The following is a 14,143-nucleotide window of genomic DNA, read 5'->3' as shown; positions in this document are numbered from 1 at the left end:
CGGCTTTTTCAAGGATTATGTCATTACAGTTTTGTTATTTTGCGGGTGCGGCCGGAGCGGCCGGAGCCGCGCCTTCTGCCGGCTTGGCAGGGGCTGCACCTTCGGCCGGCTTGGCGGGCGCGTTCTCGGCCGAGGCGCCGGGCGCCGGCAGCGGCTTCGGATTGTCCGACAGCGTGCGCAGATAGGCGATGACGTTGGCGCGGTCCTCATCCTTCGGCAGGCCGGCGAAGCCCATCGCCGTGCCCTTCACGAACTTCTTCGGCGAGGTGATGAAGTGGTTGAGATTGTCGTAGGTCCACTTCTCGCTGCCGCCCTTGGAGAACTCCTTCATGCCGGCCGAATAGGCAAAGCCCTCATGCTCGGCGACCGGACGGTCGATGATGTCCCACAGATCGGGGCCAACCTTGTTGGGGCCGCCTTTTTCGCCGGAGTGGCAGGCCTGGCATTTCTTGAAGATGGCGGCACCCGCTTCGGCGTTGGCGGTGGCCAGCAGCTCGGCGATCGGCTTGGCCTCCGCGGCTGGAGCGGCCGGGCCGCCTTCGGCGGGCTCGGTCGCCTCGATGGCGAAGCCGGGCTTTTCCGGCGTCGGCGAGGCAAACAGCGCGTCAGATACGATGCCAACGGAAAAGACGATGAACACCGTGCCGAGGAAACCGGCGAGCAGCTTGTTGACTTCGTTGGAATCCATACGCCCCAGGCTCCCTTTTCCGGCGGACCGATCCGTCCACTCCGTCCGTCGGTATCGTGAACCACCCTGCGAGGCGGTCAAATCGCGCGGAAACTAGGTCTTTTGCTCCGGCGTTGCAACACCTATAAGGACGCTGCCAGTGAGACCTTTTGCCACTTTTGTCCCCCTCTTTTTCGAGCCCCTGCCCGCCTCATGTCCACGCTCATCCTGATCCCGGCCCGCATGGCCTCGACCCGCCTGCCGGGCAAGCCGCTGGCCGACATTGCCGGCACTCCGATGATCGTCCACGTCGCCCGCCGTGCTGCCGAGGCGGGGCTCGGCCGGGTGGTCGTCGCCACCGATACGCAAGGCGTTGCGGAGGCGGTGCGCGCCCATGGTTTCGAGGCGGTGATGACGCGGGCGGACCACGAAACCGGCTCCGACCGCATCTTTGAAGCGCTGACCATTCTCGACCCTGGCAACAGCGTCGAGACCATCGTCAATGTGCAGGGCGATCTGCCGACCATCGACCCCCTTGTTATCGGTGCCGCGCTGAAGCCTTTCGAGAACGCGGCGGTGGATATCGCCACGCTCTGCGTCGAGATCGTCCGCGATGAGGAAAAGACCAATCCGAACGTCGTCAAGCTGGTCGGCTCGCCACTCTCGACGACGCGGCTCAGGGCGCTCTATTTCACCCGCGCCACCGCCCCTTGGGGCGAAGGCCCGCTCTACCATCATATCGGCCTCTATGCCTATCGCCGCGCCGCACTCGAACGCTTCGTTGCGCTAAGGCCGTCGCCTCTGGAGCGCCGCGAGCGGCTCGAGCAGTTGCGGGCGCTGGAGGCTGGCATGCGCATCGATGCCGAGATCGTGCAGTCGGTGCCGCTTGGCGTCGATACGCCGGACGATCTCGAACGCGCCAGGGCGCTCCTTTCCAACTAAGAAATTCCCCCAATTCCCGAGACTCCGCGCATGCCTGAAAAGACCAACAAAATATCCTTCCAGGGCGAGCCGGGCGCCAATTCCGACACCGCCTGCCGCAACATGTTCCCGTCGATGGAGCCGTTGCCGTGCCCGACCTTCGAGGACGCCTTCAACGCCGTCGAGACCGGCAAGGCCGATCTGGCCATGATCCCGATCGAGAACACCATTGCCGGCCGCGTCGCCGACATCCATCACCTCTTGCCGGAATCGAAGCTGCACATCATCGGCGAATACTTTCTGCCGATCCACTTCCAGCTGATGGTGCTGCCGGGCGTCAGGCGCGACGAGATCAGGACCGTGCACAGCCACATCCACGCGCTCGGCCAATGCCGCAAATACATCCGCAAGAACGGCTGGAAGGCGGCGGTTGCCGGCGACACCGCGGGCGCCGCCAAGATGGTCGCCGCGATGAAGGACCGCACCATGGCCGCGCTGGCGCCGGCGCTGGCCTCGACCCTCTACGGGCTCGACATCATCGAGGAGAATGTCGAGGACACCGACAGCAACGTCACCCGCTTCGTGGTGCTGACCAAGAACAAGCAATGGGCCGAACGTCCCTCGGCCGACGCCAAGATGATGACGACCTTCATCTTCCGCGTCCGAAACGTGCCGGCGGCGCTCTACAAGGCGATGGGCGGGTTTGCCACCAACGGCATCAACATGACCAAGCTGGAAAGCTACCAGCTCGGCGCGTTTACAGCGACGCTGTTCTACGCCGACATAGAGGGCCATCCCGACGATCCGCTGGTGAAGCTGGCACTCGACGAGTTGCGCTTTTTCTCGCGCGAAATGCGCATTCTCGGCGTCTATCCCGCCAGCGCCTCGCGCGAGCAGTGGAAGGTGGCGGATTAGGATCCGGTCAGGTCAGGCCGAGCTTGTTCTTTTTGGCCGGCTTGCCGCATTCGCGGCGGGCAATCGACCGGTTCATGGCGTCGATCTTGCCGCTCGCCTGGTCGGCGTCGCGCTTGGCTTTTGAGCGCATATCCGGCGTGAACGGGCCAAAGCCCGTCGCCGGGTTGGAGAAGGACGGCTTGGCGTCCACCGGTAGATGATATTGCTGCGCCAGGCCGTTTCGTTGCGCCAGCAATTGATCGCAAGGCACCTTGTCATACAGCAGCGAGGACTGGACGTTTTCGTCTTGCCGTTCGGACATCGAATTGCCGACGCAGCCGGCCATCGCCAGGCAAGATGCCAAGACCGTCATGTTCCAGCGCATGAACGTGCTCCTTGTCTTTCGCCGCTGCGGCTTCTCATGCGCAGCGGCAGAAGTCTTAGCCAGATTTTACGCTGCCGGAAAGCAACCTTGCCACTACGGCCAGCCCTTCGACCGGTTCGCGGCGATCCTGCCGGATGATTGTTGCCTGCAGCGACAGGATCGAAAAGCCGTCGGCATCCAGAACCCGCTCTATATAGCCTTGCGAATGCGCGTAGCGGCGCGACGGCTGCAGGGCGAAGCCGGCGCGGTCAGACGATTCTCCGCCCGGGAGCGTCTCGACGGAGAACGCAAACAGACCGCCGCCGGCAAGCATTCCGGCAATCTTGTTCACCACCCTGTCGAGTGCGCCGACATAGATGAACACATCGGCCGCCGTCACCAGATCGGCTTTCGGGCCAGAATAGCAAAAATCCTGCAGGTCCGTCTTGACGAGCAGATCGTAGAGGCCTTTGGCGCGCGCCTGCCTCAGCATGCCGGCCGAGATGTCGTAACCCTCCAGCCGATCGGCGATCGGCCGCAGCTTCTGGCCCATGAGGCCGGTGCCGCAGCCGAGATCGCGCGCCAGCGAAAACCGGCCCGGCCGTGCTGCCTGAATGGCGCGGTCGAGGCATTCGGGCAGACGGTAGCCGAGCCTGTCGACCAGCTCACCCTCGAAGCTTTCGGCATAGTGGTCGTAAAGCGTCTCGACAAAGGCGCTGGGCGGCGCCTGGGCCGCGGCTGCCCTGCCGATCAATTGCAGCTTGAGCACCGCGCCGAGCCTGTCCGCCGGGTCGAGCCGCAGTGCCGTCGTCCAGGCCTGCGCGGCATGATCGGGCGCGCCCGCCGCTTCCTGCATCTCGCCGAGGCGGAACCAGCCGGCTGGCCATTGCGGCGCCAGTTCGAGCGCGCCGAGCAGCAATTCCGCGGCGGCCGCATGATCGCCGGATGCATAGAGCATTTCGGCATAGTCGGCGCGGCGGTCGGCGGTCAAATCGCCGGACGAGGTCTGGAGCGGTTTCATCGTGATCGAGTTCCGCCGGGTGTTTGCAGCCGGCTTGCGCTCTATGCTGGAGTCAGCAGTGACTTACAACAGGCTTCCCGCGCCGGAATTAGCGCCTATCTTGGGGCCATGCGCGCCAGCGACCTGCTTCATCCCCGGCCGGAAGGGCTGTATTGCCCGCCCGGCGATTTCTTCATCGACCCGGTGCGACCGGTCAACCGGGCGCTGATCACGCATGGCCATTCTGACCATGCCCGTTCCGGCCACCGCTCGGTAATGGCGACGCAGCAGACGCTCGATATTATGGGGCTGCGTTACGGCGAAGGTTTTGCCGGAACGACGCAAGCCGCAGTGCTCGGCGAGACGATTGCGCTTGGCGGTGTGGCCGTCAGCTTTCACCCGGCCGGCCATGTGCTGGGCTCGGCGCAGATCAAGGTCGCGCATCAGGGCACATGCATCGTCGCGTCCGGCGACTATAAGCGCCAGAAGGACGCAACCTGCGAGCCGTTCGAGCCGCTCAAGTGCGACGTCTTCATCACCGAGGCGACGTTCGGCCTGCCGGTGTTTCACCATCCACCCGATTCCGAAGAGATCGCCCGGCTGCTGAAATCGACCGAACAGTTTCCCGAGCGCACGCATCTGGTCGGCGCTTATGCGCTGGGCAAGGCGCAGCGTGTCATGCGGCTGCTACGCGATGTCGGCTACGAAAAGCCGATCTACATCCATGGTGCGCTGGCCAAGCTCAGCGAATATTACCAGAGCCAGGGCATCGATCTCGGCACATTGGAACCGGCGACCGTCGAGACCGGCCAAAAAAGCGACTTTGCCGGCGCCATCGTCATCGGCCCGCCATCCGCCTTCGCCGATCGCTGGGCGCGGCGTTTTCCCGATCCGATGTCGTGCTTCGCCTCAGGCTGGATGCGCATCCGCCAACGCGCCAAGCAGGGCGGCGTCGAGCTGCCGCTGATCATCTCCGATCACTCCGACTGGGACGAGCTGACAGCAACGATCAAGGAGACCGGCGCGGAAGAAATCTGGGTGACGCATGGCCGCGAGGAGGCGCTGGTGCGCTGGTGCGAACTCGAAGGCATCGCCGCCAGGCCGCTGCATCTCGTCGGCTACGAGGACGAGGGCGATTGATGGCAATTGTTGAACCACCAATCGCGGGCGCCGCGATCCTTCACACCCCCCTCTGGCCTGCCGGCCATCTCCCCCACAAGGGGGGAGATTGGCTTCTTCGCCGCCGCGCTCATTCCAGCGACGTTCGAGATTGGCGAAACCAGTCGCGACATCCGATCTCCCCCCTCGTGGGGGAGATGTCCGGCAGGACAGAGGGGGGCGCGAAGGATCGCAAACTTCCCCCCTTGGCGCCCCTCCCATGAACCGCTTCGCCGAGCTTCTCGACCGGCTGGTGCTGACGCCGTCGCGCAACGGCAAGCTGACGCTTTTGACCGACTATTTCCGCAGCGTCGAGGATCCGGATCGCGGGCTGGCGCTGGCGGCCATTACCGGCGATCTTTCCATCGCCGCGGTCAAGCCGGCAATGCTGCGCACGCTGGTGGTCGAGCGCATGGATCCCGTGCTGTTCGGCTATTCCTACGATTATGTCGGCGACCTGGCCGAGACCGTGTCGCTGGTCTGGCCGCAATCGCCTCTCGATATTGCGAACCACGCGCCGACGCTGGCCGAGGTGGTGGCCAAGCTGCAGGCGGCAAGCCGTTCCGACGGGCCACAGGTGCTGGCCCGGCTGCTCGACAGCGCCAGCACGTCCGCGCGCTTTGCCATCATAAAGCTGGTCACCGGCGGCCTGCGCATCGGTGTTTCGGCGCGGCTCGCCAAGCAGGCGCTGGCCGATTTCGGCAAGGTCGATATCGCCGAGATCGAGGAACTCTGGCACGGGCTGACGCCGCCTTATGCGGCTCTGTTCGCCTGGCTGGAGGGCAAGGCGGAAAAACCCAGGAAGACGGCGCTGGCGCTGTTCAGACCAGTGATGCTGTCGAACGCCGTCGGCGACGGCGACCTCGAAAAGCTCGACCCGGCCGACTACGCGGCCGAATGGAAATGGGACGGCATCCGCGTCCAGGCGGTTTGCGAAGGCGGCATTCGCCGGCTCTATTCGCGCACCGGTGACGATGTCTCCGGCGCCTTTCCGGATCTTGCCGAGGCGATGGATTTTTCAGGCGCCCTCGACGGCGAGCTTCTGGTCGGTGACCCCAGGCAGGCGACGGGCACGTTCTCGGACCTGCAGCAGCGGCTGAACCGCAAGAGCGTGTCACCCAAGATCCAGCAGCAATACCCCGCCTTCATGCGCTGCTACGATGCGCTGCAGATTGGTGACGAGGATGTGCGCGGACTTCCCTTCCGCGAACGGCGCCGCCGGCTCGAGGCCTTCGTCAGGACGCTCGATCCGAGTCGCTTCGATCTGTCGCCGCTGGTCGAATTCACCACCTGGCAGGCGCTGGAGGAATTGCGCCGCAAGCCGCTGCATCCGGTAATCGAAGGCGTCATGCTGAAGCGCTGGGATTCGCCCTATGTGGCCGGGCGACCGAAGGGCCCGTGGTTCAAATGGAAGCGCGATCCGCACACGGTCGACGCCGTGCTGATGTACGCCCAGCGCGGCCACGGCAAACGCTCGAGCTTCTATTCCGACTACACATTCGGCGTCTGGTCCGGGCCGGAAGGATCGGAGGAGCTGGTGCCGGTGGGAAAAGCCTATTTCGGCTTCACCGACGAGGAACTGAGGCAAATCGACAAATATGTCCGCGACAATACAATTGAGCGCTTTGGCCCGGTGCGCTCGGTACGGGCCGACCGCAGACAGGGCCTGGTGCTGGAGGTGGCGTTCGAAGGGCTTAACCGTTCGACGCGGCACAAATCCGGCGTCGCCATGCGCTTTCCGCGCATTTCGCGGCTGCGCTGGGACAAGCCGGCCGCGGAAGCCGACCGCATCGAGACGCTGCAGGCGCTGCTCGATAGTTAATGCATGTCGCGCAAAAAGTGTGCAGCGGTTTTGCGGTAACGACATGCATCAAAACAAGAACCTAAACTGCGTCGCATGAGGCCGGTCCGAACGCGACGTGCTTTACGGAACGACCGAGACGCGAATCTCGTAGATGTCGACCGACTTGCCCTGCTTGTCGAAGTCGGAATTGATGGCGATGGTGCCGGCAGCACCCGGATGCTTGTCGGGAAAGCGCACGTCGAACAGATATTCATTGCGCTCGCGACCGACGGCATAGCGCTTGCGGCCGCAGTCGCCGAGTTCGCCGAAATTGCAATCGACGGAAATCTGCGTCTCCTGGCCCTCCTCGGAGCGCGCGATGATGTCGAATGTGGCATGCTTGCCGGCGAGTTTTTCCAGCACACCTTGCCCGACGTCGAAGCTGATGGCCGAACCGGATGCACCCGAGCGGATGCGCAGGAAGGAACCGCTTTCGTCCTGGATAACGTCGGCCTTGGCGTCCGACGGTGCATTGACCTGCGTCGGGTCACCCGGCGAAAACACGTTGATCCAGTCGCGCGCCTGGTCCGCCTCGCCCTGCTTTGGCGGCGAAGCGGTGTTGTCCGGCGTGAAATCATCGCCGTCGACCGTTGGCGGCGCTTCCGGCGGCGCCGTGTCGAGTTCGGTCGCCGATTTGAAGACGCCGGTCTGGTTGGCGAAATAAAGGCCGATGCCGGCGGCTGCGAGCAGCGTCACGCCGAAGAAGATCGCGGTCAAAGGCAGGCGCCGCCGCCTCGCCCGCCGGTCGTCGCGGTCGGGCGTCACTTCCGCGTCGTCGGTTTCGGCTTCGGTCGGAGCCGAGGCCCCCATGTCGATCGCCGGCGCCTCGGGAACAGGCGCATCGGGCATTATGTCGGGGACGACCGGCAGGACGCGCGACCGGGGCGCATCGGATTCGGGCGACTGCGCCGGACCGTCAACGACGACATCGGGCGACGGCGCGGGCTCGGCTTCGGCTTCGGCCGGAGGCTCCACCTCCGGTGCTGCCTCCAAACTGTCGGTCGGCGCGGCGACGTCGGCAACCGCCGGCAGGAATTCCGATTCGATTTCGGTGATCTTCGCCTGGACCGCCTTGCGGCGCTTGATGGCGACTTCCACGGTGACGTTTGGATTGGCCTGCAGGGCACGGTCGAGTGCCGCGAAAGCCGATCGGTAGACCCGCTCGCGAAACGCCCGGTCGTCGGCATTGCCTTTCTCGAAGGCGTTGCGGATCGCTTTTTCGATCGCGTCCAAACGAATTCCCTCTGCAATTTCACTCACATTGTCATGATCGTTAGCCGCAGGCGACCAATCAATCAACAAGCGAGCGGGTGCATTCTGCCTTGCCGGGGGAAACAAAGCTCATTTCGGCGGTTTTCGGTAAAGAAATCAACCTTTTTCGCTGATTCTTCCGTCACGGCCACGACGTGACGGACGGGGCGGCCTGCCGATACGGCATCGCATCGGCGCGGCGGCTGCCCTTGTGCCCGTCCTGGGACGGAGACGAATTGCTCGTCCTGAATTCGCGGCAGCCATCTTGAATTCGCGGCCGGTTGCGTCTATCACCCAGCCCATCTTGGAAGCACGGCTTCCCGGGCCGCTTTAGCTCAGTTGGTAGAGCACATCATTCGTAATGATGGGGTCGCGTGTTCGAGTCACGCAAGCGGCACCAAACGACCTTTCCCGCACGCCTGCTTCAACCAGCGCTCAGCCGAGTGGAAAAGCTGATGCTGCCGAGACGAGGGCGAGCATTGCCAGCATGATCCCCGCCGCCCGGCAGATGACGCGATGATGCCGCATCGCGGCAGCGCGCACGGGCGGACGCGAAAGCGCGACGGCCAGAAATCCGTACCAGCCTATGTCGATGATGGCGACGATGGCCGCGACCATCAGCATCTCGTTCGAGGTCCGGATCGGCAGCATCAGTCCCATGAAGGCGACGGCGAAGAAGGCGGCGGTTTCAGGTGAGAGAATGCTGATGAGAAAACCTCCGGCAAACAATCCGGCCTGCCGAGGCGCTTCGCCGATGGCCGGCGGCGCCGTTCTGGCGATGCGCTGGGCCATCCAGCCAAGGGCCGCCGCACCGGCGATCTTGACCGCCGGCACCGACAGCGACCCGGAAAGGTGAACGGCGCCGAACGCCACCAGGATCGCCAGCACGGCGGTTCCGGCGCCAATCCCGGCCACGAGCGGGATCGTCCTGCCAAAGCCGTGCAGGGAGGCAAGGCTGCCGGTCGCGAGTCCAATAGGGCCTGGCGTGATCATGATCACCGTATATGCCGCCAGGAATTGCAGCATGGCGGTCGACAGAAGAAGCGAATTCGACATTGCAGCCCCCGTTTGTTGCGTCGATCACAGGGCGGCGAGGAATTCTCGGCGCCCCAGCGACCGGACGCCGGCGGCGGTTTCCCGCACCGCCGCCGTTGCCCACCTTCTCCCCCGGATCGTGACGGCGTCGTGGTGTCGGGAGGTTCATCCACGCTGCGAGCAGAAGCCTACGCGCAGCGGTGGGCATGCAAATCGGTGCCGCCACCCATTTTTAGGCGGACGATCTCCCAGTTTTCGGGAAAATGTTGCTGCGGGAACTACCCAGAGCCTGTCCCATCCCGACAGAACGGGCTGGGATCAATATCCAGTCTGGTGCGGTTCCAGCGGATGAGTGCCCGTCAGCAGCCACGGCTCGCCGCGCAGGCGCAGGAGGATTTCCATGCGGTTTGTGGTATGAGCTTGCCGAGCAGCGAGGACGCAACAGTGGCGCCGTAGGGCGGGGTATGGTGAGAAGCTAAATGATCATAAAAGCATCTTTCTAGGTAATGTTAATCTCTTCTATGAAAAGTCAGCGTGAGAAAGAATTGATAACTATCATGCTGGTTTTATTTCTGTATTCGTTGGCTTTATAACTATGGTCTTTGCTTTTGTGCTTGCGACTATTCAGGAGAATAAGATTGCGGCGAAGGCGACACCTTGGCCGGTGGTTGAGTCCAGGGTTGTAGATAGATTGACTGCGGCTCCTGATCCTGTCGCGTATAATATAAGAGTGAGTTACTTGTTCGATACCAAGAAATACGACTCAGTAGCTAGGAATTTTTATAGAAAAGAGACGACCAATAAACATGTCGGAGACACTGTGCTCATAAAGGTAAATCCAAGAAAACGGATGAATGCGTACTGTTTTCGTAGGAGTCTGTCGGCAAGGAAGGGGACGCCGGCGGCGGTTCCCCGCACCGCCGCCGTTGCCCGCCTTCTCCCCCGGACCGTGAAGGCGTCGCGGTGTTGGGAGGTTCATCCACGCTGCGAGCAGAAGCCTACACGGAGCGGCAGGCATGCAAATCGGTGCCGCCACCCATTTTTAGTTCTGGCCTAAAGTTCAACAGAGGAGAAAAATGGAAAAGGAAGACGATGTCCTAAGCGACCTGAGCTATGTCGCCGAAAATCTCGATGATGTGGCAAAGGAAACGATCGTCCTGGTGCTGGAGGCGGCGATCGCTGAGATCATTGGCCTGAGAATTGCCGTGCAGACTGCCGCGTCGAAGGCGACATGGACGACAGACTGAGTTGCAGCCGGGTCGAACGAGCGCCTCAGCTTGGCGAGGTGTCGCCCAGCGACGCCACGGTCTTCAGCGCGCCGTCGAGCATGTCGCCCTTCTCGTCCTTCAGCGCCGCTTCGCGCAGGCGCCGGATCCAGTCGGCGGCGTCCGGGCGGCCCTTGACCAGGTCGAGCGCCGACAGCACCCGGTCGAATTTCGACTGCGCGCGGGCGTGGGTGTCGCTGTAACCCTTGATCAGCCGGCGGCAGTTGAGGATCTCCGTACCAAGCGCGTAGTCCTGGCCGACCTGGCCCAGCGCCAGCGCATACCAGCGATCGAGATGCGCGGTCTCGACCTTGTGGCGCAACAGGCGGCGGCGCCAGCGGCGCAGGCCGCCGATGAACCACAAAGCGGCAAAGCCGGCGAAACTGTCGGTGCGGATGTGGCGGCCGCGATTGATGCGGCGGTCGAGAAAGGCGGCGAGCTTCGGCCGGTCCTCGATGTAGCTGCCGAGCCCGGCCGGCAGCGTGCCGCAGAATTCCTCGATGCGCGGATGGAAATATTCGGTCACCTGCAGGACTGAGCCTTGCTTGACACCGACTTCGCGGCGCACGCGCTGGTCGCGCGTCGAGCGTGTCTTCAGATCGGCGACGCGGATCATGTCGTCGTAGCACATGGCGTTGGCCAGATGCTTGGCCGCGGCGATCGACAGCACGTAGTCATGTTCGGCATTGTCCAGGACGACCGCCCGGTCGAACCGGTCGAGATACTCGCCGCCATAGGCGATGTCCTGGTAGTCGACGACTTTTTTCAGGCCGCGAAGCGCCATGTCGTGCACGGGTAAAGGCAAAGCAGCGACGCGCGCCGCCAGTTGTTGCCAGCCCTTCAACAGGCTTTCCGGGCCGCTGACATTTGTCGCCGCGCCCGAGCGGGTTTCAGCGGCCGCCGGCTGTGCAGTCTTGTCGCCCGAAGGCGCACTCGCGATGGCGCGCGCCCGATCGTAGGCGGCGGCGAAGGCGGCAAGGCTTGCCTTGACGCCGCGGCCGCCGGCGCCGATGGCCCGCTCATAGCTCTCGCGTGTAAACGGCAAGGCATCGGACCCGGCCAGCGCGCCGAGCAAGCTGGCCGAGATCATCGAGCCGTTATCGACGGCGATCTTCTCCATGTCGAAGGCGATGAAGCGCTTGGCCGCGGCTTCAGCCGTGGCATGCACCTTCGAGGACGATGCGCGGCCGTCGCCGGGTTCGATCTTCTCGGAGACCGCTGCGATGCGGTGCGACGAGGCGATCAGCGTGGTGCGCTCCGGCGTGACGAACCCGCGGATGATGGCGCGGCCGGCTTCCATCAGTTCGGCGGCGATCAATATATCGACGTCGCCCTGCGACGGCGACAGCGCGAAGACCGGCAGCCGGCCGGTGTCGCGGCACATTTCGACATAGTAGATGGTGGCGCCGGTGCGCTGGGCGACGCCGGCAACCGAGGTCGATTGGGCGACGTAGCCGTTGCGCTCGGCGACGTCGGTGATCCAGTCGGCCAGCACGCCGCCGCCCTGGCCGCCGACCGCTAGCACGGCAAGCTTTATGACGCGCTCATCGTCCAGCGCGCCGGCCTTGGAACGGGTTGATGGGACAGCGTCAAGCATCGGCGAATATCAGCCGCCGGCTCTCGCGGCGGCGCTGCAAGAGGCGGATCGTGGCGCGCCGCGCGGCTTCAAGCAAACGGTCCCAGCGGCTTGGATTATGCACCACGTCGGCTCTGTAGAAGGATGGGCACAGCACCGCCGCATCGGCAACCTCGCCGCAATTGCCGCAGCCGACGCAGCTCTGGTCGATATGCGCCACCGGATCGTCGCGCAGCGGGTCATCGAGCGACTTCACCGACAGCGACGGACAGCCGGAGAGCCGCATGCAGGCATGGTCGCCGGTGCAGATGTCCTCGTCGACGCCGAATTTCGGCTTAACGACCCGCTCACCGCCCTTGATCGCCTTGTCGACCAGCGGCTTTTCGCGGCGCTGCCGGTTGAGCATGCATTCGGACGAGGCGACAATGACTTTCGGGCCCTTCTCGTCCGTCGTCAGCGCCTCGCGCAGCGTGTCCTGCATCCTGGTTACGTCGTAGGTGCGGTCGATGTGGCGCAGCCATTTGACGCCCATGCCCTTCACCGCCTCGGTGATCGGATGCTTGGTCGATTTCGTCTTGTTGCCGGCGCGGGACGAAAGGATGTCCTGCCCTCCGGTCGCGGCCGAATAGAAATTGTCGACGATGACGATGACGCCGTCGTTCTTGTTGAACACGGCATTGCCGACCGAGGAGGTCAGGCCGTTGTGCCAGAAGCCGCCGTCGCCGACGAAGGAGATCGAGCGACGCTTGGCATCGGGCGAGTTGAACGCCGAGGCCGAGGCCGGCCCCAGCCCGTAGCCCATGGTAGTGGCGCCGAGCTCGAAAGGCGGCATGATCGAGAACAAATGACAGCCGATGTCGGAGGCGATGTGGTGCTTGCCCAGCTCCTGCTCGACCAGCTTGGTGGCGGCGAAGATCGGCCGCTCCGGGCAGCCGACGCAGAAGCCGGGCGGCCGGCCCGGGACGACGTTGATCAGGTCGGCGGTGTCGAGCCCGTCGCCGATCTTGTTGGGCGCGCGGACCTCGCTTGGCAGCAGATGCGGGATGGTGGCACGCAGGAACGATCCGATGCCGTCGAGCATCACCTGGCCGGTATATTCGCCGGCCATAGGCAGATGTTCCTTGCCGACGAGCTTGGTGCCGCGGCCGGCCTTGTGCAGCATCGCGGCAAAGGCCTGTTCGATGTAGTTGGGCTGGCCTTCCTCGACGACGAGCACGGCGTCCTTGCCTTCGCAGAAGGACAGGAATTCGTCATCAACCAGCGGGTAGACGGCGTTCAGCACATAGAGCGGCACGTCGGTGTCGCCATAAGTGTCGGCGAGGCCGAGCCGCTGCAGCGCCCGGATGACCGAATTGTACATGCCGCCCTGCATGACGATGCCGACCGAGCCGTGCTCCGGGCCGAAAAACTCGTTGATCTTATTGGTACGGATGAAGTCGACCGCCGCCGGCCAGCGTTTCTGCACCTTTTCCTTCTCGTGCAGGAAGGACGCGGGCGGCAGCACGATGCGGCCGGTGTCGCGGCGCGGCGCCTCGAGCGCATCGGCCACTGTCATTGCCGGGCGCTTGTTGTCCTTGGCGATGAAATGGCCGTGGACATGGCAGCAGCGAATCCGGACCTGCAGCATGACCGGCGTGCTGGAAACCTCGGACAGCTCGAAGCCGTCCTCCACCGCCTCGACGATCGACGGCAGGTTCGGGCGCGGGTCGAGCAGCCAGACCTGGCTCTTCATGGCGAAGGCGTGGCTGCGCTCCTGCATGATCGAGGAGCCTTCGCCGTAATCCTCGCCGACGATGATCAATGCACCGCCAGTGACGCCGCCGGAAGCGAGATTGGCGAGCGCGTCGGACGCGACATTGGTGCCGACCGTCGACTTGAAGGTGGCCGCGCCACGGATCGGATAGTGCACCGATGCCGCCAGCATGGCGGTGGCGGTGGCTTCCGAGGCGCTTGCCTCGAAATGCACGCCGAGCTCGCCCAGAATATCCTGCGCGTCGGCCAGCACGTCCATCAAATGGCTGATCGGTGCACCCTGATAGCCGCCGACATAGCCGACGCCGCATTGCAGCAGCGCCTTGGTGATGGCGAGAATGCCTTCGCCGGAAAACTCCTCGCCGGCGCCGAGCCTGAGCTTTTCGACTTCCTTGGCAAAAGACCGTTCGGCCATTT

The 14,143-nt window shown here is 63.9% G+C and carries 12 protein-coding genes and 1 tRNA gene; 6 read left to right on the top strand and 7 right to left on the bottom strand.

Features of this window, described 5'->3' with window-relative positions; all coding sequences use genetic code 11:
* Positions 1-34: 34 nt before the first annotated feature.
* On the bottom strand, positions 35-688 hold the full coding sequence (locus NKI79_RS05775) for a c-type cytochrome (protein WP_352476004.1): 654 nt from the start codon (positions 686-688) through the stop codon (positions 35-37).
* Positions 689-880: 192 nt separating this feature from the next.
* Here NKI79_RS05775 and NKI79_RS05770 point away from each other — a divergent pair, with 192 nt between their 5' ends.
* Together NKI79_RS05770 and NKI79_RS05765 are read left to right on the top strand one after the other, a co-directional pair.
* Entirely contained in the window at positions 881-1,609 is a 729-nt protein-coding gene (locus NKI79_RS05770) for a 3-deoxy-manno-octulosonate cytidylyltransferase (protein ID WP_023676856.1), read from the top strand.
* Between the two features lie 30 nt (positions 1,610-1,639).
* A complete protein-coding gene (locus tag NKI79_RS05765; RefSeq protein ID WP_254816209.1) occupies positions 1,640-2,503 on the top strand; it encodes a prephenate dehydratase in 864 nt (287 codons plus the stop codon).
* A gap of 7 nt (positions 2,504-2,510) precedes the next feature.
* Here NKI79_RS05765 and NKI79_RS05760 read toward each other — a convergent pair whose 3' ends face one another.
* Both NKI79_RS05760 and NKI79_RS05755 read right to left on the bottom strand, forming a co-directional pair.
* A complete protein-coding gene (locus NKI79_RS05760) occupies positions 2,511-2,867 on the bottom strand; it encodes a hypothetical protein (RefSeq protein ID WP_352476005.1) in 357 nt (118 codons plus the stop codon).
* A 55-nt stretch (positions 2,868-2,922) separates the two neighbouring features.
* Complete coding sequence (locus tag NKI79_RS05755; protein ID WP_352800397.1) at positions 2,923-3,867, bottom strand: methyltransferase domain-containing protein; 945 nt, start codon at positions 3,865-3,867, stop codon at positions 2,923-2,925.
* A 108-nt stretch (positions 3,868-3,975) separates the two neighbouring features.
* On the opposite strand from NKI79_RS05755, the gene NKI79_RS05750 reads away from it, so the two are divergent.
* Both NKI79_RS05750 and NKI79_RS05745 read left to right on the top strand, forming a co-directional pair.
* On the top strand, positions 3,976-4,986 hold the full coding sequence (locus tag NKI79_RS05750) for a ligase-associated DNA damage response exonuclease (RefSeq protein ID WP_352800395.1): 1,011 nt from the start codon (positions 3,976-3,978) through the stop codon (positions 4,984-4,986).
* Positions 4,987-5,224: 238 nt separating this feature from the next.
* A complete protein-coding gene (locus NKI79_RS05745; RefSeq protein ID WP_352800393.1) occupies positions 5,225-6,826 on the top strand; it encodes a cisplatin damage response ATP-dependent DNA ligase in 1,602 nt (533 codons plus the stop codon).
* A 102-nt stretch (positions 6,827-6,928) separates the two neighbouring features.
* On the opposite strand, the gene NKI79_RS05740 is transcribed toward NKI79_RS05745, so the two are convergent.
* The gene (locus NKI79_RS05740) at positions 6,929-8,080 is read right to left on the bottom strand and encodes a hypothetical protein (protein ID WP_352800391.1); all 1,152 of its coding nucleotides are present in this window, start codon (positions 8,078-8,080) and stop codon (positions 6,929-6,931) included.
* A gap of 342 nt (positions 8,081-8,422) precedes the next feature.
* Here NKI79_RS05740 and NKI79_RS05735 point away from each other — a divergent pair.
* Positions 8,423-8,498 (top strand) — tRNA-Thr (locus tag NKI79_RS05735).
* Positions 8,499-8,533: 35 nt separating this feature from the next.
* Here the strand turns inward: NKI79_RS05735 and NKI79_RS05730 are convergent.
* On the bottom strand, positions 8,534-9,154 hold the full coding sequence (locus tag NKI79_RS05730; protein WP_352800389.1) for a LysE family translocator: 621 nt from the start codon (positions 9,152-9,154) through the stop codon (positions 8,534-8,536).
* A 1,055-nt stretch (positions 9,155-10,209) separates the two neighbouring features.
* On the opposite strand from NKI79_RS05730, the gene NKI79_RS05725 reads away from it, so the two are divergent.
* Positions 10,210-10,380: a hypothetical protein gene (locus tag NKI79_RS05725; RefSeq protein WP_254816217.1), complete on the top strand. Its 171-nt coding sequence runs from the start codon at positions 10,210-10,212 to the stop codon at positions 10,378-10,380.
* Between the two features lie 25 nt (positions 10,381-10,405).
* Here the strand turns inward: NKI79_RS05725 and NKI79_RS05720 are convergent, their stop codons facing one another.
* Together NKI79_RS05720 and NKI79_RS05715 are read right to left on the bottom strand one after the other, a co-directional pair.
* Entirely contained in the window at positions 10,406-11,995 is a 1,590-nt protein-coding gene (locus NKI79_RS05720; protein ID WP_352800387.1) for an indolepyruvate oxidoreductase subunit beta family protein, read from the bottom strand.
* Entirely contained in the window at positions 11,988-14,141 is a 2,154-nt protein-coding gene (locus NKI79_RS05715; protein ID WP_352800385.1) for a thiamine pyrophosphate-dependent enzyme, read from the bottom strand. The genes NKI79_RS05720 and NKI79_RS05715 overlap by 8 nt, the downstream gene beginning before the upstream one ends.
* Positions 14,142-14,143 lie beyond the last annotated feature (2 nt).

Source organism: Mesorhizobium sp. M0340 (assembly GCF_040321535.1).
Lineage (GTDB): Bacteria > Pseudomonadota > Alphaproteobacteria > Rhizobiales > Rhizobiaceae > Mesorhizobium.
This window is presented reverse-complemented; position numbering and strand designations above follow the sequence as displayed.

Bases quoted from the DNA above. Each gene is read 5' to 3' on its own strand.
- NKI79_RS05775 (WP_352476004.1), bottom strand. From the start codon at position 688: ATGGATTCCAACGAAGTCAACAAGCTGCTCGCCGGTTTCCTCGGCACG.
- NKI79_RS05770 (WP_023676856.1), top strand. From the start codon at position 881: ATGTCCACGCTCATCCTGATCCCGGCCCGCATGGCCTCGACCCGCCTG.
- NKI79_RS05765 (WP_254816209.1), top strand. From the start codon at position 1,640: ATGCCTGAAAAGACCAACAAAATATCCTTCCAGGGCGAGCCGGGCGCC.
- NKI79_RS05760 (WP_352476005.1), bottom strand. From the start codon at position 2,867: ATGCGCTGGAACATGACGGTCTTGGCATCTTGCCTGGCGATGGCCGGC.
- NKI79_RS05755 (WP_352800397.1), bottom strand. From the start codon at position 3,867: ATGAAACCGCTCCAGACCTCGTCCGGCGATTTGACCGCCGACCGCCGC.
- NKI79_RS05750 (WP_352800395.1), top strand. From the start codon at position 3,976: ATGCGCGCCAGCGACCTGCTTCATCCCCGGCCGGAAGGGCTGTATTGC.
- NKI79_RS05745 (WP_352800393.1), top strand. From the start codon at position 5,225: ATGAACCGCTTCGCCGAGCTTCTCGACCGGCTGGTGCTGACGCCGTCG.
- NKI79_RS05730 (WP_352800389.1), bottom strand. From the start codon at position 9,154: ATGTCGAATTCGCTTCTTCTGTCGACCGCCATGCTGCAATTCCTGGCG.
- NKI79_RS05725 (WP_254816217.1), top strand. From the start codon at position 10,210: ATGGAAAAGGAAGACGATGTCCTAAGCGACCTGAGCTATGTCGCCGAA.
- NKI79_RS05720 (WP_352800387.1), bottom strand. From the start codon at position 11,995: ATGCTTGACGCTGTCCCATCAACCCGTTCCAAGGCCGGCGCGCTGGAC.
- NKI79_RS05715 (WP_352800385.1), bottom strand. From the start codon at position 14,141: ATGGCCGAACGGTCTTTTGCCAAGGAAGTCGAAAAGCTCAGGCTCGGC.